The organism is Klebsiella sp. PK18 (assembly GCF_057784655.1).
Genome location: NZ_CM173493.1, coordinates 1906394 through 1926142 on the forward strand (window position 1 = coordinate 1906394; position 19749 = coordinate 1926142).

The window sequence follows — 19749 nt, forward strand, 5'->3', positions numbered from 1 at the left end:
TTTGTCTTTAGCCTTCGACGATGACCGCCGCGGCGGCGGTTTTAGCCCGCGCTACGGCCTCTTCAACCGAATCGGCAACGGCGAGGGTCACCCCCAGGCGGCGGGTACCGTCAATCTCGGGCTTGCCGAACAGACGCAGCTGCAGGCCAGCCCCGACGGCCGATTGCAGCTGGCCAAAGCTGACGTTCTGACTGGTCAGTTGCGGAAGGATCACTGCGGAAGCGGCGGGACCATACTGGCGGATAGCGCCGACGGGCAGTCCAAGAAAGGCACGAACGTGCAGGGCGAATTCCGAGAGATCCTGCGAGATCAGCGTTACCATGCCGGTGTCGTGTGGGCGCGGGGAAACTTCGCTGAAGATCACCTCGTCGCCGCATACGAACAGTTCCACGCCAAACAGGCCATGACCCCCCAGCGCCAGCACTACCTTGCGGGCGATGGCCTGGGCACGTTCGAGGGCCAGGTCGCTCATCTGCTGCGGTTGCCAGGACTCACGGTAATCGCCGTCTTCCTGGCGATGGCCAACCGGGGCGCAGAAATGCACGCCGTCGACGGCGCTGACGGTGAGCAGGGTGATTTCGAAATCGAAATTCACCACCCCCTCGACGATCACCCGCCCGGCGCCGGCGCGGCCGCCCTGCTGCGCATAGCGCCAGGCTTCGCTGAGCTGGTCAGCCGAGCGGATAAAGCTCTGACCTTTGCCGGAGGAGCTCATCACTGGTTTGACGATGCACGGCAAACCGATGTCGGTGACCGCCGCGCGGAAGCCTTCTTCGCTGTCGGCAAAGCGATAGCTGGAGGTGGGGAGCTGCAGCTCTTCTGCCGCCAGGCGGCGAATGCCTTCGCGGTTCATGGTGAGCTTAGCCGCCCGCGCCGTGGGGACTACTTTCTGCCCGGCCTGTTCCAGTTCAACCAGGGTATCGGTAGCAATAGCTTCGATCTCCGGCACGATGTAATCGGGTTTTTCCTGTTCAATCAGAGCGCGCAGGCTCTCGCCGTGCAGCATATTGATGACATGGGCGCGGTGGGCGACCTGCATCGCCGGGGCATCGGGGTAGCGGTCGACGGCGATAGTTTCAATGCCCAGACGCTGACATTCAATAGCGACTTCTTTGCCCAGCTCGCCGGAACCTAACAGCATTACTTTGGTGGCTGCCGGGCGCAGCGCGGTGCCTAATACAGTCATAACTCTCTTCCGCAGTAAAAAAAGATGCTGCCGATTATAAACGAAAACGTTTGCGTCTGTCTTTACGCGCGTGAGTTGAGTCCGGAGAGGAAATTTGTTATACTGTATAAAAATACAGTATTGAGAGGCTGCAGCATGGCGGTTGAAATTAAATATGTTGTGATCCGCGAAGGTGAGGAAAAAATGTCTTTTGCCAGCAAAAAAGAGGCCGACGCTTACGACAAAATGCTCGATCTGGCAGAGGTGCTGAATGACTGGCTGGTGGCATCGCCGCTGGAGATGGATGACGCCCAGCGTGACACCATGGCGATGTGGCTGGCAGAGCGAAAAGAGGCGCTGCAGCATATCCTGCGCGTCGGCCGATTGCCGGAGCAGGATGCGTCCGCGCACGACTCACCCGCGCCGTCGGCGGCAGAAGAGGCTTCTTCAGCGGAAGACGCCGCGGCGCCAGCGACCAAAGCGCGTAAGGCGAAAGTGGCCTGACTGGCGGCAGCCAGCTATGGCCTGGCTGGGCAGGGATTTGTCTGCCGCGCCCACCTTTGCGCATCTTTAGCCAGATCTAACATTTCCTGACATCGCGTCGTTTAGGCTGATAGCAGTGTTTTATCACCTGAGAGGAAAACCATGGCTAACTGGCTTAATCAACTGCAGTCGCTGCTCGGGCAGCAGGGCGCGTCATCGACAGGCGAGTCGTCAAAAGGGAGCGCACTGCTGCCCGGCGCGATTGGCGGGCTGGCCGGGTTGCTGGTGGCCAGTAAATCCTCACGCAAACTGCTGGCGAAGTACGGCACCAGCGCGCTGCTGGCTGGCGGTGGGGCGGTGGCGGGTACGGTGTTATGGAACAAGTATCAGCAGAAGATGCGCGCTCAAAACGCGCCTGTCCCCGGGGCGAACACGCCGGCTGCCGTGCCGGCGGACGTTGATCCGCGCAGCGTGCGACTGATCACCGCGCTGGTTTTTGCCGCCAGGAGCGATGGTCATATAGATGACCACGAACGGGCTAATATTGAAGCCCAGCTGCGGGCGGCCAATATCGACGTTCAGGCCCGGGTGCTGATCGACCAGGCGCTGGCCCAACCGCTGGATCCTCAGCGTCTGGCGGAGGGCATCGTTGATCCGCAGGAGGCACTGGAGATCTACTACGTCAGCTGCGCGGTCATTGATATCGACCACTTTATGGAACGCAGTTATCTGAACGCGCTGGGAGACGCTTTGTCACTGCCAAAGGATGTCCGGGCCGATATAGAACAGGATATCCAGTCACAAAAACAAGCGCTAAGCGTCTAAATTATCACGTTTCGCTTGCATCGCCCGCGTCTTTTGCCACCCTTATAGACACGTCATCATTCAGGCGCCGCCGTGTGACCTGAATGCTCTTGTGTCACGATAAAGCAGCAGAAGAACAACATGCCACCTAAAGCCAAACGGATCCCTCACGCCATGACCTTGCATGGCGATACACGCATCGATAACTATTACTGGCTGCGCGACGATGAGCGCGCGCGACCTGACGTGCTGGAGTACCTGCACGCGGAGAACGCCTATGGCAAGCGGGTGATGGATTCGCAGCTCAGCCTGCAGGAACGTCTGCTGAAAGAAATTATCGACCGCATTCCGCAACGGGAAGTCTCCGCCCCTTACAGTAAAAATGGTTTTCGCTACCGTCAGGTTTACGAGCCGGGCTGTGAATACGCCATCTATCAGCGCCAGTCGGTGCTCAAAGAGGAGTGGGACGAGTGGGAGATCCTGCTCGACGGCAACCAGCGGGCGGCGAAGAGTGAGTTCTACACCCTTGGCGGACTGGGCGTCGCGCCGAATAACCAATTGATGGCGGTGGCGGAGGATTATCTTTCCCGCCGCCAGTATGGCCTGCGCTTCTGCAACCTTAGCAGCGGTGAATGGTACCCGGAGATCCTGGAAAATGTTACCTCCGGGTTTGCCTGGAGCAATGATTCCCGCTTTGTGTGGTACGTGCGTAAACATCCCACCACACTGCTGCCTTATCAGGTCTGGCGCCACACGGTGGGTACCGCGGCGCAGAGTGATGTGCTGGTCTATGAAGAAAAAGATGAGACCTTCTACGTCAGCGTACATAAGACCACTTCCCAGCAGTTCGTGGTGATTTATCTCTCCAGCGCCACCACCAGTGAAGCATTACTGCTCAACGCCGAACTCACTGACGCCGAGCCGGTCTGCTTCCTGCCGCGGCGGAAAGATCACGAATACAGCCTCGATCACTATCAGCACGCGTTCTATCTGCGATCCAACCGCGAGGGGAAGAATTTTGGCCTCTACCGTACTGTGCTGCGCGATGAAGATCAGTGGACCACGCTGATCCCGCCGCGTCACGACGTGATGCTCGAAGGATTTACCCTGTTTACTGACTGGCTGGTCGTCGAGGAGCGCCAGCGCGGCCTGACCAGCCTGCGGCAAATTAACCGCAAGACCCGGGAGGTGGTAGGGATCGCCTTTGACGATCCGGCCTATGTCACCTGGCTTGCCTATAATCCGGAACCTGAAACGTCGCGCCTGCGCTACGGGTATTCCTCCATGACTACGCCAGACACCCTGTTTGAACTGGACATGGATACCGGCGAGCGGCGGGTTATCAAGCAGCAGGAGGTGAAGGGGTTGGACACGAGCTGCTACCAGAGCGAACACCTGTGGGTGACCGCCCGCGATGGCGTCGAGGTTCCGGTATCGCTGGTCTACCATCGCGACCATTTCCGTAAAGGGAGCAATCCGCTGCTGGTCTATGGCTACGGCTCGTATGGCGAGAGTATCGATGCCGATTTCAGCGCCAGCCGGCTGAGCCTGCTCAACCGCGGCTTTGTCTACGCCATCGCCCATGTCCGCGGCGGGGGCGAGCTGGGGCAGCAGTGGTATGAGGACGGCAAATTTCTGAGTAAGAAAAATACCTTCAACGACTATCTGGACGTCTGTGACGCGCTGCTGGCCCAGGGGTACGGCGATCCGCAGCTCTGCTATGGCATGGGGGGCAGCGCCGGCGGGATGCTGATGGGCGTGGCCGTTAACGAACGTCCTGAGCTGTTTCATGGCGTGATAGCCCAGGTGCCGTTCGTCGATGTGGTGACTACCATGCTGGACGAATCTATTCCACTGACCACCGGGGAATTTGAAGAGTGGGGGAATCCACAGGATGAAACCTATTACCACTACATGAAAAGCTACAGTCCCTACGACGGCGTCCGGGCGCAGGCTTATCCGCATATGCTGGTCACCACCGGACTGCACGATTCCCAGGTGCAATACTGGGAGCCGGCGAAATGGGTGGCCAAACTGCGGGAACTGAAAACCGACGATAACCTGCTGCTGCTCTGTACCGATATGGATTCCGGCCATGGCGGCAAATCCGGGCGCTTTAAAAGCTATGAAGGGGTGGCCCTGGAGTATGCCTTTTTCATTGCCCTGGCGCAGGGGACACTGCCGGGAAAAGCGGTAGTGTGACGACTATTCCCCGAGGTAGTGTTTGAGGGTCAGACGCAGTTCGGGGCTCATCCGGTCGAGATTGTTGAATAACCAGCGCAGGTAGCCGGGGTCGTTTTCAGCAATTTCGGCCACCGCTTTACCCCGGTATTTGCCGAAGGTAAAGGTGGTGAGCAGCGCCGGGCGGCCGGTGATATCGGCCATTTCGTCAGGCGTCCAGCCGGAAACGTTAATGATATCCAGCAGCAGCGCGGCGGTGATATAGCAGTCATACAGCGCGCGGTGGTGATGCAGCCCCGGCGGGGTCGCCACATTCAGCTTACGTGATTTATATAACCCCATATTGCTGTATTTGATCCCCGGCCACAGGCGGCGGGCCAGCTTCATGGTACAAATCCACTCGCCGCTCATCTCCGGTAGCACCCGGCGGTCAAAGCTGGCGTTGTGCGCGACATACCAGGGGCTGCCAAGATAATACGGAATAATCTCTTCAATCCACGGCTTATCGGCGACCATCTCTTCCGTTATACGGTGGATAGCCATCGCCTGCGGCGTGATGGGCCGATCAGGACGCACCAGATGGCTCATCGGGTTAGTGATTCGCCCGTCGACAATATCGACCGAGGCGATTTCGACGATGCCCCCCTGCAGGCCGCAGGTTTCGGTATCAATGACGCGCAGCATGGCTCGCTCCAGAGCAAAACAACAAGCGTAAAGGAATTGGGTGGTCTTGCCAACCGATGGGGAGCAGGCGGGCGCGCATTATTTCTGCTTCGGCTCCCAGGGCAGTCGGGAAAGCGAGACAGAGGCCAGCCGATGGGCGATCAGTCGTTCGCGGAACCAGTCGCGCAGATGGGCGGGCTGCTCACGCTCGACCAAATCAGCGACCACCGGCATGTTGTATCGCTCCTTAAAGGCGACGCCGGCGGCGGCGAGATCGACGTTGACCTTATCCATCTCAGCTTGCGAAATTTTGGCCAGATTTCTTTCCATTATTAACTCCAGTGTGCTGGTAAACCCGGTCGAGGCGCTGACGCTTAGCTCGACTCTGCCATTATACAGGGTTATTCTCTGTCCTACAGACATAACAAAAGGGAATGACGAATATGCGACTCCTCGCTGGACGCGCGTTGCGCCTCTCCGTTGCGTTTGCCGGTATATTAACCGCGGCAGGCGCCTTCGCCCATGCTCACCTGCAACAGCAGATCCCCGCCGCGGGTGCCCAACTGACCGCGCCCCCTCAGACGCTGACGCTCAGTTTCTCCGAAGGGATCGAACCGGCCTTCAGCGGCGTGACCGTCACCGGTCCGCAGCAGCACGCGGTAGCCGCCGGTAAACTGACCCGCAGCGCTGACAACCCCGCTCAGGTCACCTTACCCCTGGCGGAAACGTTGCCTTCGGGGGAGTACACCGTAGCATGGCATGTGGTCTCGGTTGACGGCCATAAAACCAAAGGGCAATACACTTTTAGCGTGAAGTGATCGATGTTGACCGGGCTCTATATCACGCTGCGTTTTGGGCACTTTATCACCCTGATGTTGGCTTTTGGCTGCGTGCTGTATGGCGCCTGGTGGGCGCCGGTACCGCTGAGGCGCGTGCTGATGCACCGCTTTTATCCGCTATTGCGCCCCCTGATGTTGATTGGCGCGCTCTCAACCGTGGCGCTGTATCTGCTGCAGGGGGGGATAATGGGCGACGGCTGGGCGGATGTCTGGCAGCCCGCCGTTTGGCAGGCGGTAGCGGGTACCCGCTTCGGCGGGGTGTGGATCTGGCAGATCCTGCTGGCGTTGACTGCTCTCGCCGTGGTGTGGATCCGCCCCCATCACGGCGCCAGGCAACTGATGGCCCTGCTGGCGGCCCAGCTGCTGCTTTCCGCCGGGGTTGGGCATGCTGCTATGCACGATGGCTTACTCGGCGCCCTGCAGCGCACTAATCATGCCGTCCACCTCTTCTGCGTCGCCAGCTGGTTCGGCGGCCTGTTGCCCTTCATCTACTGCCTGCGTCTGGCGCAGGGGCGCTGGCGTCAGGCTGCGGTCTATACCATGGCGCGCTTTTCGCGTTATGGACATCTGGCGGTGGCCGGCACCCTTGCCAGCGGCGTGGTCAATGCGCTGTTGATCCAGGGGGCGGTGATCGGAACCTCGCCCTGGGGGCGCATGCTGTTGATCAAATGTGCGCTGGTCGCCGGGATGGTGGTAATTGCCTTAGTGAACAGGTATGTTCTGGTACCGCGCATGTCGGCAAGCGGTTCGCGGGCGGAAAGCCTGATCCTGCGAACCACGCAGGCTGAGATAGGGCTTGGCGCGCTGGCGCTGCTGGCCGTCAGTCTGTTTGCCACCTGGGAACCTTATTGAATTAACTGGCAAAATCATGAAAAAAATTGTTCTGACCATGTTGTTACTGGCAAGCTCCGGGGCTGCTCTGGCGGCGCCGCAAATTATCACCGTGAGCCGCTTTGAAGTGGGGAAGGAGAGTTGGGCGTTCAACCGTGAAGAGGTGATGTTGACCTGCCGTCCGGGTAACGCGCTTTACGCCATCAACCCGAGTACGCTGGTCCAGTATCCGCTCAATGACGTCGCGGAACAGCAGGTTAAAGCCGGCAAGACGACCGCGCAGCCGATCTCGGTGATCCAGATCGACGATCCGCAGCACCCGGGACAAAAAATGAGCCTTGCGCCATTTATCGAGCGAGCGCAGAAGCTCTGCTAGCGTTCCGCGTTATCTTACTGTAATAGCATAAAAAAAACCGCCCTTGCCGGATAACGGCAGTGGCGGTTTTTTACTGGCTGACAGCCGTTTCCCAGGAATTATACGACCACATTGGCCACGGACTGGAAAAGCTGACGCGTTAAACTATTCTTATAGTGCAAGGCGACTTAGCCTGCATTAATGCCAACTTTTAGCGCACGGCTCTCTCCCAAGAGCCATTTCCCTGGACCGAATACAGGAATCGTATTCGGTCTCTTTTTATCGGTAACCTTCTGCTTTCGCAATAGCCAGCGACATCATGTCAGTCAAACCCCAGGCTGGCCTCTGGATGTCCCGTTATAGCACACCGTTTTTAGCATACACAATCCATTTACACACAAATCGCATCCTGAGGAAGGGTTGCGTCGGGAAGGAGAGATCTGAAGTTGGGGTGGAAAGAGAAAAGAAAAAACCTGCACCTAACCAGGCCCGGCGTGCAGGTTAACTGGCGGGCCAACATCGGAAGGCTGCTAGTATACACATTTGTATGACAAATAAAATAAGCAAAGTCTAATAGGTTTGGCAATTCATGCGATTAGCTATCAATGAACGACCGTATCGCTAAAAATAATAAGCGAATGCGCCGCTATTTACAGCGGCTAAAATTATTCAGGGACGCTAAAGGTGGGATATATTTTACTTTCGAGATAGCAGAGCAAAAGCCAAATTTCATCACTAAAAACAAACCATACGCAGCCCAGCAGAATGACCGCAAGAATAATCAGCAGGAAAATTTCGGTTTTACTCATCATGCCAACCACTATCCAATGGCGCCAGGGGCCATGATAGTAGCGAAATAACGACCGAATAAGCAAACGCCGCGTGTCAGCGCGGCGCTATCCGCAGCGACATTTACGCACCATGGCGCGGTTGCGTCAGGATGTCCACCTGCTCAGCCAGCTGATCCAGCAGCTGGAACCGACGCCGGTATTCGGCCCGTTTTTTGCTGGCGATACTCTCCAGTGATTTTCGTTCCAGACGCTGCGGCAGCCGCCAGCGCCACGCGCTTTCCGGCTTACCATCGATGGACTGCCAGAACTCGTCGTAGCTGGCGTGGAAATGGCGGCCCTTGCTCAGACGATAGCGCAGGGCACGGAACACATGGCCGTTATCGCTGACGCCATAAATCGACTCGATAGCGCTGCGAGCGGCCAGTAGCCAAATGAACTCCAGCAGCAGGCGCTTCGGGAACAGGCCGAAGCAGGCGCGAGTGGCCTGCTTAATCACCTCATGGGAAACGTGGCGCCGTGGCCCCTGCAGGCCGCCGATGACCAGTTGCCAGGCTTCACCGTCCCAGGTCACGCTAAAGGTTGCGCTGGCCAACAGGGTGTGATCGCCGTCGCGTAGCCATAATGTGGTTTCGCCCTCGCGCTCAGCCTTCCCGGCTGAGGAGGCGGAGAGAGTGAACGGGCTGTCGTCTTTTCCGTTCAGCGTCAGCAGCGGGACCTCGCTCACCGCGGTCATGGCATGCGCCAGCAGCGACCCCTGCAGGGTATCGATGTAGCGATAATGACTTATCACCGCCATCGCCCGCTGCCAGGCGTTAAGATCGCGCGTCAGGTACTGACGGTGCACTTTCCCCGGCAAGGTCGCCTGCGCGGTCAGAAGCTGATTAAAATCATCACGGGCGCTAAGCGACTCAAGCATTGCTTTGGTGGGGCTATAAAATAACGCCGTACGCAGCAGAAATTTAAGGCGAAAGTTTTTCTGCCGCCAGATAGGTGCAGGTATTAGTCTGCCCATCACCAGATCGGCAATAAGATGCGAGCGCGGCGCAAGCACGCTGGTTGAATGCAGGCTATTGTCTGTCACGATAAACACCTCGTTGTTATTTCCTCCTATTTTAAAGCGAGCTTCTGATAAGCTTAATCCTCTGGCCGACTATATTTCCCGTTTGTTTAAAATCGATTGAGGTGTAAATAAAAATCACCGGGGATTCGGCGCAATTACCTATAATTACAGCAGAGAGGTAATTATATGTATCAACGTATTAATGGTAGCGACTGGCGTAATATCTGGCTGATGGGCGATCTGCATGGTTGCTTTGCGCTACTGATGGGCCGCCTGCGTCAGCTGCGCTTTGATCCCTGGGCCGATCTGCTCATTTCCGTGGGCGATCTGATCGATCGCGGACCGCAGAGCGCTGACTGCCTCGGCCTGCTGCGCTGCCGCTGGTTCAGGGCCGTTCGGGGGAATCATGAACAGATGGCGCTGGAGGCGCTGGAGAGCGGGGATATGGCACTCTGGCAGATGAATGGCGGCGACTGGTATGGCCGGGGCACCGCGCAGCAGCGCGCCGAGGCCGACCGGCTGTTAGCGCGTTGTCAGCGGCTACCGTTGATTATTGAAGTTGGGTGTGCAGATGCCCGGCATGTGATCGCCCATGCCGATTATCCGGCGCCAGTCTATCGCTGGCAGCAGCCGGTGGATCCCCAGCGGGTGTTATGGAGCCGTCATCGCCTGAGCGAACATCTGGCGGGACGTCATGGCGCCATCGCCGGAGCAGACCATTTCTGGTTTGGCCATACGCCGCTTCGCACGCCTTATGAACGCGATAATCAACACTATATTGATACGGGCGCCGTGTTTGGCGGAACGCTGACGCTGGTGGCGCTACAATCGGCAGGTTAAAAATCGCTGTATTCGCTGGCGGGTTGCCAGAAGCCATCAATAAAATCTTCTATCGGATAGCAGCCGCCGTGGCGGATCCGCTGATCCTCCATCGCCACTAAGCACTGCGTTTCCTCGCGGTAGACGTCAACCACAATGTCCTCGCAGCCGCCATCCAGATAGCAAATAAACAACACCAAGGCAAACATCCTGGCCTCATGCTCGGGTTCACATACTCTTTAGTGTAGGGGATGACGGCGGGACGGGGAAATAAATAACCCGTCTCAGGCGACGGGTTCATTTGAGTCAGGCAAGGCGCATGACCCAGGCATCAGACTGGCGGTCGTAATGTTTACGGTAGAGCACGGAATGTTCGCCATTGAGAATAGCGGGCACGCTGGTATCGGCATCCCAGGCGTCAAGCTGCATACATAAATCTGGATCGGATTTGCAGGGAATACTTAACGTTCGCTCTCCCTGATGTTCACCGTGCAGTTCGGCATCGTCTATCTCAAACGCGCCGATGCGGACATTGGTTTTACTCATCGCTTCACCCCATTTTTCAGCTGAGTTGTGGTACGACCAGTTGAGGCCGTCATTTTTCAGCGTAGTCAATGGGGTGAAAACCGCCAGTCAAAAAGTGCGCATTTTTTGCGCGGCGTCACACCTTGCCGGCAAAAAGTTTCCCATCGCGCACCAGTTCGCGCGGGTAGCTATTCTTCAGACGGGAGCCGACGCGCTTGGTCAGACCCAGCGGGACACCCTGGAAGGTCACGATGGCCTCATCCTGCTGCGGCGCGGTCTGCGGATAGACGTCGCGTCCGCGATACCATTCCTCCGCTTCCTCCTGGGTCAGCTCGAAGGCGCGCTGCGGCGCGGCAAAGGCGATAACCGCCTCATGCTGCCAGCGGTACCCCTTATTGTGCACCTCTGCCAGGCGTACGCCGATGCGTGAAAAACGCACCTGACCAAACAGGGGCTCCATAGCCTGCGGGAACAGCCACAGCTCTTTATCCCGCTGCCACAGCGTATGACCTGCGTCCCACACCAGGCCAACAGCGCTGGCGGCGGCAGTTACCGCGGCGGCCTCCCGGCTCTTCAGCGGCGTAAACGGGAATTTGCCGACCTTATAGCCTGGCGCCGGGAGCGGATCGATCGCCGCGGTCTTGCGCAGGCGAGCGACAAAGAAGCCTTCGCAATCGTAGATCTGCGGGAACACGTGCAAAAATCCTTCTGCGGTTAAGGCATCGGCCGCGCCGGAAAACAGATCTCCCAGCGGCAGGATCTCCACCGCCTGTGGATAACGGGACAGCAGCCACTGAACAACCGACTGGTTTTCCTCGCGATTCAGGGTACAGGTCGAATACACCAAAGTCCCGCCAGGACGCAGGGCATGGAAGGCGCTGTCGATAAGTTCGCGCTGGGTGGCGGCAATGTCGAGGTTGCTCTCCGGCGACCAGTTTTTCAGTGCGTCAGCATCTTTACGCACCACGCCTTCGCCCGAACAGGGGGCATCAAGCAGGATGGCATCGAAAGCTTCGGGTAGCGCCGCGCCGAAAACCCGGCCGTCGAAGTGAGTCAGGGCGACGTTACTGATGCCGCAGCGGCTAATGTTGGCATGCAGCACCTTCACCCGGCTGGCGGAGAACTCATTGGCCAGAATGCCGCCCGCGTTACCCATTCGGGCGGCAATCTGGGTGGTCTTAGACCCCGGCGCGGCGGCAACATCCATCACCCGTTCAGGCTGCGGGTTATCGGCGAACAGAGCGGCGACCGGCAGCATCGAGCTTGCCTCCTGAATATAGAACAGCCCGCTGAGATGTTCGGCGGTGCTGCCCAGCGGCAGGGCATCGTCGCCGTCCCGCTCGATCCAGAATCCCTCTTCACACCAGGGGACCGGCGTCAGCTGCCAGCCATACGGGGCGACCAGAGACAGAAAATCGGCCACACTGATTTTCAGCGTGTTGACGCGAATACTGCGGCGTAGCGGGCGCTGGCAGGCGGCGATAAAGTCGTCGAAAGAGAGATGCGCGGGCATTGCCGCACGCATTTGAGCGAGAAACGCTTCAGGGAAATAGACAGTATTTTCAGCCACAGGCAGCGCACCACAGAAAAAAAGGGTGCGCAGTTTAGCACAAACGCCCCGGTGCAGGACACCGGGGCGTGCGGTGGGTCATCTTCCCGTCCCGGCGTTGGCCGGTGCGGGAAAAGCGTTGTGAGGGTTATTGCGGCAGGGCGGTGCCCCATTCCCGCCACTCTTTCGGCTCGCTCTCCTGCAGCAGGAAGTGCTTGCCATCCTGGGCCTTCGGCGCCAGCGGTGTCCCCGGTGGCGTGGCAAAGGCGATCCCGCCGCGGATAAACTGGTTGAAGGTCCCGGTTTTCACCACGCCGCCAATCAGGCCGAAGTCGAGGCTGTAACCTGAGGCCAGCCAGAACACCGAGTTATTGCGTACCAGATACTGGTAGCGCTTGCTGATACGCAGTTTCACCATCACCCGATCGGACATTGACCCCAGCGACAGGCCAGTGACCGTCCCCACCTCAAGGCCGCGGAACAGGACCGGCGTACCGATGCCAAGCGACCCCGCCTCCGGCGCTTCCACCACGATGTTCAGGCCGTCGATATAACGTGAGTCGCTGATCGTCGTATCCTGGATCTCAAAGTCGCGGCGCGCCGGCCCGCGTCCCGGCTCAACGTTAATATAGGACTGGAACAGGGTGTCGAGATGCTCGACGCCCGCGGCGGAGATTTGCGGGGTGATCACCGAGAAGCGGGTCCCGGCCCGGGCGAAGGTACCGACGTATTCCGGGTAGAGCACCGCTTTCGCCTGCACTTCGTTTTTGGCGGTGATCAGCTCCAGGGACTGGATCTGACCGATATCGATGCCGAGATAACGAATCGGCATCCCGGCCGCCATCTTCCCGGCGTCAAACGCGTGCAGGGTGATCTGGCCGCCCACGGCGCGCGCCGCCGTTTCCGAAGCGTAAAGGATACGTTTGTTATTCAGCCGCGCGTTGGCGCTGCTGCCATTGAGGTTATCGAAACTGATCGCCCCTTTAATGGCGCGCGCCAGCGGCGAGGCCTGAACGGTGAGTCCGTTGCCGTCAAGTTTGACCTTCGCCCCCCCTTCGGCCCAGAAGACGCTGTTGTTGCTCAGCAGGTAGCGGTACTCCGGCTTGATATGCAAATCGATATCGAAAGCGTCTTTGCGCGGTTTGACGGCGATGATCTCGCCGACGGCGAATTTACGATACAGCACCACCGAGCCGGCCTGAACGTCAGGCAGGGTCTCGGCTGAGAGGCTTAAGGTCGTGGTCGGCACTTCGCTCAGGCTGTTTTCCTGGGCCTTTTCGAGGTTGGCGTACAGCGGGTAGCTGCTCTGCATTTCGCCTTTTTCTCCCGGAATGACCCGGATCCCGCCATTAACCCATTCGCTGGCGCTGGCCCCCAGCACCTGCACGCCATCGAGTCCGACTTTGACATCCAGACGGCTGTTAACCACAAACTTACTGTCACCGCGAATGAGATCGCGGTATTCGGGGGCAATCGCGACCTGGAAGGTCACCCCTTTGGCCGTCAGTTTGCGCTCCAGCACCTGGCCGACTTTTACTCCGTGCAGCACCAGCGGTTGGCCGCCGTCAATCCCGTAGCTTTCCGGCGCCGAGAGCGTGACGGTGGCGACGTTGGGCTCCTCCAGCAGCGCTTTATCTGCTGGCATGACGGAGAAGTGGTTGCGCGGCTCGCCTTCACCGGGTACCAGTTCAAAGGTATTGCCGGTGAGCAGGGCGCTGACGCTGGGGTTATCGAGGGAAATTTTCGGCTTCTTCATCTGAATCAGCGTCTTCTCACGCAGCAGCGTCACCACGCTCGGGTCGACGGTCATCTCGCCGGTCACTTTGCCGCCGGGGTTAAGATTCAGCTTACTTAACTGACCCACTTCCAGCCCCTGATACATCAGCGGCGTCGAGCCTGCTTTCAGCCCATCGCCGTCCGGCAGGTCGAGGGTGACCAGCACACCGCGCTGGCTATGCGCCAGATCTTCGTACAGATGATAGTCATCGTTTTGCGCCGCAACCTGCGAATCGGCAGGTGAATCGAAGGCGATAGCGCCGTTCACCAGCGCAGATAGGTTCTCCAGCTGCACTTTTGCCCCACTCAGGCCGACGTCGGCTTTGATCCCGGAGACGTTCCAGAATCGGCTGCCTTTTTTCACCAGGTTGGTAAACCGGCGCTCGATCAGGACATCGATGGTGACCCCCTGATTATTGGCATTCAGGGTGAAATCATACACGCGCCCGACCGGGATCTTGCGGAAATAGACCAGCGAGCCGCTGTTCAGGGAGCCAAGGTCCGGCGCCTGCAGGTGGATCATCAGCTCGCCGTTGTTGATGCGGTATTTCGGCTGAGTGTCGAGGGCCACGAAGTGATCTTCGGGCTCACCCTTGCCAGGCATCATGCCAATGTAGTTCCCGCCCACCAGCGCATCCAGCCCGGAGACCCCCGCCAGAGAGGCTTTTGGGGTGACCAGCCAGAACTGGGTCTCTTTGCGCAGCGCATCTTTCATATCGCGTTTGATGCTGGCGGAAACCTCAATCTTACTCAGATCTTTACTGAGGCTAATATCCTGGACGGTGCCGACCTCGACCCCCTGATAACGGATAGGCGTCCGCCCCGGCACAATGCCGTTAGCGGACTGGAAATCGATGGTAATCGTCGATCCGCGGTCGTCAAAGCTGGTCCAGATGAGCCAGGCGGCAATCAGCAGCGCGATGACCGGCAACAGCCAGAATGGCGAAATACGGCGTTTAGTTTTTATTCTGGCTTCAGTCTGCGAAGCGGGCGATTCCTGACTCATGTGCGTCCCAAAGTAAGCGGCTGTCCAGCCATTCAACTGCAAGAATAGTTAAAATTACCGCACCGCCGAAGTAAACCGCCGCCGGCCCCATGGTGAAAGCGAGGAGCTGATCGCGATTGATTAGCGACATGGTGAGTGAAATAACAAACAGATCCAACATCGACCAGCGGCCAATCCAGGTTATCAGCCGCAGCAGCAGGATGCGGGTGCGCAAGCCTTGCTCGCACTTGAATTGTATGCTGACCAATAGGGTAAATAACACTATAACTTTGGTGAATGGCACCAAAATACTGGCGATAAATACCACTCCGGCGATGGCGATATTGCTGCTGGCAAGGGAGATGATCCCGGAAAGGATCGTATCGTCCTGGCGCGCACCGTTAACATAGATGATCGAGATCGGCAGCAGGTTGGCTGGTAAGAGAAATATCAGCGAGGCAATCAGCGCCGCCCAGCTGCGCTGCAGGCTCTGCGGCCGGCGATGATGCAGCGGGGAGTGGCAGCGTCGGCAGCGGCCACGCGCGTCGCGGTAGCCGGTGTAGTGGCAGCCGGTGCACACCTGTAAATTGTTATCGGCGCGGGTCGCTGGCCGTTCAGGATAGAAACGCTCCCACAGCTCTTCGACGTTCATGTGAATAAGCGTCAGGATGCTCAGCAGCGTCAGCGAGATAAACGCCACCAGGCCGATGCCGGGCTGCAGAAAGGCGTAATCCTGCACCTTGATGGAGGCGACGCCAATACCCACCAGATAGATATCCAGCATCACCCACTCTTTGAGCTTGCCGAGCATCAGCAGCACCGGGCGCAGGTTCATCCCCAGCACGTTGCCCAGCCAGAGATAGCTAATCGAGACCACCAGCAGCACCGGGGCGACCACCGCGCAAAACAGCACCATGGCGGCGGTAAGCGGGTCACCCTGCGCGGTCATCTGCCAGATCCCTTGCAGGACGTTGGCGTCGATGCGCACGCCCAGCAGGTGCAGGCGCAGCAGAGGCTCCGACCAGGCAAAAGGCATGAGCAGCAGCATCGCAACGGCCATGCTGCCCAAACGCGTCAGCGACCAGTCGCGCCCATCGCGCACCTTGGCGTTGCAGCGTGGGCACCAGGCGCTTTGGTTGCGTTTAAGCACCGGTAAGCGAAAGAGCATGTCACACTGCGTACAGCGCTGATAATGCGCATAGGGAAGCGGTGTGCTGACGGCATGCACGACCAACTTCTTCGCAGGTTTAATCGTTGGTGTTTTTATCGGCATTTATTACGTACAGGAATGAATGTATCCCACTATCTTAACCCATGAATGAATTCATCTTGAGCCTAAGCGCATTTAATGCTTATTTTAGTAGGCTGTACGTATCAGGCAGTAAGACAACCAAGTGAAGATATAATGAGCAAAACAGAATTTTACGCGGATCTGAACCGCGATTTCCAGGCATTAATGGCAGGTGAAACCAGTTTTCTGGCGATGATCGCCAATACCAGCGCGCTGCTGTTCGAGCGGCTGAGCGAGGTCAACTGGGCCGGTTTCTATCTTCTGGAAGGCGATACCCTGGTACTGGGGCCGTTCCAGGGCAAACTGGCCTGTGTGCGCATTCCGGTTGGCCGCGGCGTCTGCGGCGCCGCGGTGGCGCAAGCCCAGGTCCAGCGCGTAGAGGACGTGCATGCGTTTGATGGTCACATTGCCTGCGATGCGGCCAGTAATTCAGAAATTGTCTTTCCCCTGCGCGTGAACGACCAGATTATCGGCGTGCTGGATATCGACAGCACGGCGTATGGCCGCTTCACAGCTGAAGATGAGCAGGGGTTGCGCACGCTGGTCGAGCAACTGGAAAAACTTATCGCGGCCACTGATTATCAAAAAATCTTTACCCGTGTCGTGGGATAATCAACGGATAACGTAGCATTTAGCGAGGACGTCATTATAATGTCGCCTGTTCATGCCTGCGGCTTGTTGGCTACGTCCGTTGTAATCAGGAAATTTCATGGAAAATCAACCTAAGTTGAATAGCAGTAAAGAAGTTATCGCCTTTCTGGCCGAACGTTTCCCGCAGTGCTTTAGCGCTGAAGGCGAAGCGCGCCCCCTGAAAATTGGTATTTTTCAGGATCTCGTTGAGCGAGTGGGTGGTGAGATGAATCTCAGCAAAACCCAGCTTCGCGCTGCATTACGTCTCTACACGTCCAGCTGGCGTTATCTGTACGGCGTGAAAGCCGGCGCTATCCGCGTTGACCTGGACGGCAACCCGTGCGGCGAACTGGAAGAACAGCACATTGCCCATGCGCGCCAGCAGCTGGAAGAAGCGAAAGCTCGCGTTCAGACGCAGCGCGCTGCCCAGCAGGCGAAAAAACGCGAAGCCGCCGCCGCCGCAGGTCAGCAGGATGAAGGGGTTCGCCGCGAGCGTAAACCACGTCCTCAGCAGCCGCGTCGTAAAGAAGGCGCTGAACAGCGTAAACCGCGTCCTGTTGCGGCCAAAGCCCCGCGTGAAGAGCGTCATACTCCGGTTTCGGATGTTTCCGTTCTGACCGTCGGCCAGGCGCTGAAGGTAAAAGCAGGCAATAACGCAATGGACGCCACCGTTCTGGAAATCACCAAAGATGGCGTTCGTGTACAGCTGACTTCTGGTATGTCAATGATTGTACGCGCAGAACACCTGGTGTTCTGAAACGGAGGCCGGGCCAGGCATGAACACATTTTTTAAAATCACCGCGCTTGCGGGCCTGCTGGCAATAGCAGGCCATGCTTTCGCTGTTGATGAAATAACCCGTGCAGATCAAATACCCGTGCTGAAAGAAGAGCCGCAGCACGCGACGGTGAGCGAGCGCGTGACGTCGCGCTTTACCCGTTCTCACTACCGTCAGTTTGATCTCGACAACGCCTTCTCGGCAAAGATTTTTGACCGTTATCTGAACCTGCTGGACTACAGCCACAATGTGCTGTTGGCCAGCGATGTGGCGAAGTTCGCGGCCAAAAAAGACCAAATCGGCGACGAACTGCGCACCGGGAAACTGGACGTCTTCTACGACCTCTACAACCTGGCGCAGCAGCGTCGCTTTGAGCGCTATCAGTATGCGCTGAAGGTGCTGGAACGTCCGATGGACTTTACCGGCAACGATAATTTTAACCTTGATCGCTCCAAAGCGCCGTGGCCAAAAGATGAGGCCGAGCTGAACACGCTGTGGGACGCCAAGGTGAAGTTTGACCAGTTAAGCCTGAAGCTGGCGGGTAAAGACGATAAAGAGATCCGCGACACCTTAACGCGTCGCTATAAGTTCGCGATCCGTCGTCTGGCGCAAACCAACAGCGAAGATGTCTTCTCGCTGGCGATGACCGCCTTCGCTCGCGAAATCGACCCGCACACCAACTACCTGTCTCCACGTAATACCGAGCAGTTCAACACTGAGATGAGCCTCTCTCTTGAGGGGATCGGCGCTGTCCTGCAAATGGATGATGACTACACCGTCATCAATTCGCTGGTGGCGGGCGGCCCGGCCGCGAAGAGCAAAGCGATCAGCGTCGGCGACCGTATCGTTGGCGTTGGCCAGACCGGGAAGCCGATGGTTGATGTCATCGGCTGGCGTCTGGATGACGTGGTCGCGCTGATTAAAGGACCGAAGGGCAGCAAAGTGCGCCTTGAGATCCTGCCGGCAGGCAAAGGGGCCAAGACGCGTATCGTGACCCTGACCCGCGAGCGGATCCGTCTGGAAGACCGTGCGGTGAAGATGTCGGTGAAAACCGTTGGTAAAGAAAGAGTCGGCGTGCTGGATATTCCGGGCTTTTACGTTGGTCTCACCGATGATGTGAAGGTGCAACTGCAGAAGCTGGAAAAACAGAACGTCAGCAGCATCGTCATTGATCTGCGCAGCAACGGCGGCGGGGCGCTGACCGAGGCGGTATCGCTCTCGGGTCTGTTTATTCCGTCCGGCCCGGTAGTGCAGGTTCGTGATAACAATGGCAAGGTCCGCGAAGACAGCGACAACGATGGCGTGGTCTATTACAAAGGGCCGCTGGTGGTGCTGGTTGACCGCTTTAGCGCCTCGGCGTCTGAAATCTTCGCCGCGGCGATGCAGGATTATGGCCGCGCGCTGATCGTTGGCGAGCCGACCTTCGGTAAAGGGACGGTACAGCAGTATCGCTCGTTGAATCGTATCTACGATCAGATGCTGCGTCCGGACTGGCCGGCGTTAGGTTCCGTCCAGTACACCATCCAGAAGTTCTACCGTATTAACGGCGGCAGTACGCAGCGTAAAGGCGTGACGCCGGATATCATGATGCCAACCGGTAATGAAGATCGTGAGACCGGCGAGCAGTATGAAGACAACGCGCTGCCGTGGGATAGCATCAACGCAGCCACCTACGTGAAGTCCGGGGATCTGACCCCGTTTGGACCGGAACTGCTCAAGCGCCATGATGAGCGTATCGCGCAGGATCCAGAGTTCCAGTACATCATGAAGGATATTGCCCGTTATAACGCGATGAAGGACAAGCGTAACATCGTCTCTCTGAACTACGCCCAGCGTGAGAAAGAGAACGAAGAGGATGATGCGATTCGTCTGGCGCGGATTAACGATCGCCTGAAACGCGAAGGCAAACCGCTGCTGAAAAAACTGGATGACCTGCCGAAGGATTACCAGGAGCCGGATCCGTATCTTGATGAAACGGTCCATATCGCGGTAGACCTGGCGCATCTTGAAAAAGCGCGCCCGGCGGTGGAACCGCCAGCCAGTAAATAAATAACAAACGGGCACCTCAGAGGGTGCCCGTTTTATTTTGTGCTTTTGTCATCACCTTTCAGCTCAACTAACAAAATGTCAACCTGTCCGGCCGCTGTCAGCAAGATGCTACAAAATGTAAAGTTGTGTTTTTATCGTGACTTAGCGGGGGTTGATGGTTGAAAATTGCAGCCTGAC

At 57.8% G+C, this 19749-nt stretch carries 19 protein-coding genes and 1 pseudogene; 10 read left to right on the forward strand and 10 right to left on the reverse strand.

The window, feature by feature from the left end:
• Positions 1 to 7: 7 nt before the first annotated feature.
• Positions 8 to 1186 carry a formate-dependent phosphoribosylglycinamide formyltransferase gene (gene purT / locus AC3EMD_RS09270; protein WP_012541255.1) on the reverse strand — a complete coding sequence of 393 codons (1179 nt, stop codon included), beginning with the start codon at positions 1184 to 1186 and terminating at the stop codon, positions 8 to 10.
• 135 nt (positions 1187 to 1321) lie between these two features.
• On the opposite strand from purT, the gene AC3EMD_RS09275 reads away from it, so the two are divergent.
• From AC3EMD_RS09275 to ptrB, 3 genes are all read left to right on the forward strand, one after another.
• The gene (locus tag AC3EMD_RS09275; RefSeq protein WP_048964808.1) at positions 1322 to 1669 is read left to right on the forward strand and encodes a YebG family protein; all 348 of its coding nucleotides are present in this window, start codon (positions 1322 to 1324) and stop codon (positions 1667 to 1669) included.
• Positions 1670 to 1810: 141 nt separating this feature from the next.
• Entirely contained in the window at positions 1811 to 2473 is a 663-nt protein-coding gene (locus AC3EMD_RS09280) for a tellurite resistance TerB family protein (protein ID WP_012541257.1), read from the forward strand.
• 120 nt (positions 2474 to 2593) lie between these two features.
• Positions 2594 to 4654, forward strand: coding sequence for an oligopeptidase B (ptrB, locus tag AC3EMD_RS09285; RefSeq protein ID WP_302074042.1), 2061 nt, complete (start codon positions 2594 to 2596; stop codon positions 4652 to 4654).
• Positions 4655 to 4657: 3 nt separating this feature from the next.
• Here the strand turns inward: ptrB and exoX are convergent, their stop codons facing one another.
• Together exoX and AC3EMD_RS09295 are read right to left on the reverse strand one after the other, a co-directional pair.
• Positions 4658 to 5317, reverse strand: coding sequence for an exodeoxyribonuclease X (exoX, locus tag AC3EMD_RS09290; protein WP_012541259.1), 660 nt, complete (start codon positions 5315 to 5317; stop codon positions 4658 to 4660).
• 78 nt (positions 5318 to 5395) lie between these two features.
• Positions 5396 to 5626 (reverse strand): DNA polymerase III subunit theta, encoded by a 231-nt coding sequence (locus AC3EMD_RS09295; RefSeq protein ID WP_012541260.1) that lies wholly within the window; start codon positions 5624 to 5626, stop codon positions 5396 to 5398.
• Positions 5627 to 5739: 113 nt separating this feature from the next.
• On the opposite strand from AC3EMD_RS09295, the gene yobA reads away from it, so the two are divergent.
• The 3 genes from yobA to AC3EMD_RS09310 are packed head-to-tail and all read left to right on the forward strand — an operon-like array spanning position 5740 to position 7342.
• Positions 5740 to 6114 (forward strand): CopC domain-containing protein YobA, encoded by a 375-nt coding sequence (gene yobA / locus AC3EMD_RS09300; RefSeq protein ID WP_064142124.1) that lies wholly within the window; start codon positions 5740 to 5742, stop codon positions 6112 to 6114.
• A 3-nt stretch (positions 6115 to 6117) separates the two neighbouring features.
• Positions 6118 to 6987: a copper homeostasis membrane protein CopD gene (gene copD, locus AC3EMD_RS09305; protein WP_012541262.1), complete on the forward strand. Its 870-nt coding sequence runs from the start codon at positions 6118 to 6120 to the stop codon at positions 6985 to 6987.
• A gap of 16 nt (positions 6988 to 7003) precedes the next feature.
• Positions 7004 to 7342 carry a YebY family protein gene (locus AC3EMD_RS09310; RefSeq protein ID WP_008804271.1) on the forward strand — a complete coding sequence of 113 codons (339 nt, stop codon included), beginning with the start codon at positions 7004 to 7006 and terminating at the stop codon, positions 7340 to 7342.
• Positions 7343 to 7986: 644 nt separating this feature from the next.
• Here the strand turns inward: AC3EMD_RS09310 and AC3EMD_RS09315 are convergent.
• Both AC3EMD_RS09315 and AC3EMD_RS09320 read right to left on the reverse strand, forming a co-directional pair.
• Entirely contained in the window at positions 7987 to 8130 is a 144-nt protein-coding gene (locus AC3EMD_RS09315; protein WP_046621074.1) for an Ecr family regulatory small membrane protein, read from the reverse strand.
• Between the two features lie 103 nt (positions 8131 to 8233).
• Positions 8234 to 9202: a VirK/YbjX family protein gene (locus AC3EMD_RS09320; protein WP_162493241.1), complete on the reverse strand. Its 969-nt coding sequence runs from the start codon at positions 9200 to 9202 to the stop codon at positions 8234 to 8236.
• Positions 9203 to 9358: 156 nt separating this feature from the next.
• Here AC3EMD_RS09320 and pphA point away from each other — a divergent pair, with 156 nt between their 5' ends.
• Positions 9359 to 10012, forward strand: a complete 654-nt coding sequence (pphA, locus tag AC3EMD_RS09325; RefSeq protein WP_008804273.1) for a protein-serine/threonine phosphatase — start codon at positions 9359 to 9361, stop codon at positions 10010 to 10012.
• Here pphA and AC3EMD_RS09330 read toward each other — a convergent pair.
• The 5 genes from AC3EMD_RS09330 to yebS all read right to left on the reverse strand — a co-directional run bounded on the left by AC3EMD_RS09330 (position 10009) and on the right by yebS (position 16099).
• Positions 10009 to 10200 carry a YdfD/YebW family protein gene (locus tag AC3EMD_RS09330; RefSeq protein ID WP_002911395.1) on the reverse strand — a complete coding sequence of 64 codons (192 nt, stop codon included), beginning with the start codon at positions 10198 to 10200 and terminating at the stop codon, positions 10009 to 10011. The genes pphA and AC3EMD_RS09330 overlap by 4 nt on opposite strands.
• Positions 10201 to 10297: 97 nt before the next feature.
• Complete coding sequence (locus AC3EMD_RS09335; RefSeq protein WP_002911393.1) at positions 10298 to 10537, reverse strand: YebV family protein; 240 nt, start codon at positions 10535 to 10537, stop codon at positions 10298 to 10300.
• A gap of 115 nt (positions 10538 to 10652) precedes the next feature.
• Entirely contained in the window at positions 10653 to 12086 is a 1434-nt protein-coding gene (gene rsmF, locus AC3EMD_RS09340) for a 16S rRNA (cytosine(1407)-C(5))-methyltransferase RsmF (protein WP_080930221.1), read from the reverse strand.
• 127 nt (positions 12087 to 12213) lie between these two features.
• A complete protein-coding gene (locus AC3EMD_RS09345) occupies positions 12214 to 14847 on the reverse strand; it encodes a PqiB family protein (RefSeq protein WP_016161386.1) in 2634 nt (877 codons plus the stop codon).
• On the reverse strand, positions 14816 to 16099 hold the full coding sequence (yebS, locus tag AC3EMD_RS09350) for a membrane integrity lipid transport subunit YebS (protein ID WP_008804276.1): 1284 nt from the start codon (positions 16097 to 16099) through the stop codon (positions 14816 to 14818). The genes AC3EMD_RS09345 and yebS overlap by 32 nt, the downstream gene beginning before the upstream one ends.
• 132 nt (positions 16100 to 16231) lie before the next feature.
• On the opposite strand from yebS, the pseudogene AC3EMD_RS09355 reads away from it, so the two are divergent.
• The 3 genes and pseudogenes from AC3EMD_RS09355 to prc all read left to right on the forward strand — a co-directional run bounded on the left by AC3EMD_RS09355 (position 16232) and on the right by prc (position 19572).
• Positions 16232 to 16745 (forward strand): annotated as a pseudogene (locus tag AC3EMD_RS09355) (GAF domain-containing protein).
• A gap of 81 nt (positions 16746 to 16826) precedes the next feature.
• Positions 16827 to 17504: an RNA chaperone ProQ gene (gene proQ / locus AC3EMD_RS09360; RefSeq protein WP_008804278.1), complete on the forward strand. Its 678-nt coding sequence runs from the start codon at positions 16827 to 16829 to the stop codon at positions 17502 to 17504.
• 19 nt (positions 17505 to 17523) lie between these two features.
• Positions 17524 to 19572 carry a carboxy terminal-processing peptidase gene (gene prc / locus AC3EMD_RS09365; RefSeq protein WP_302074043.1) on the forward strand — a complete coding sequence of 683 codons (2049 nt, stop codon included), beginning with the start codon at positions 17524 to 17526 and terminating at the stop codon, positions 19570 to 19572.
• The last annotated feature ends 177 nt before the right edge of the window (positions 19573 to 19749 follow it).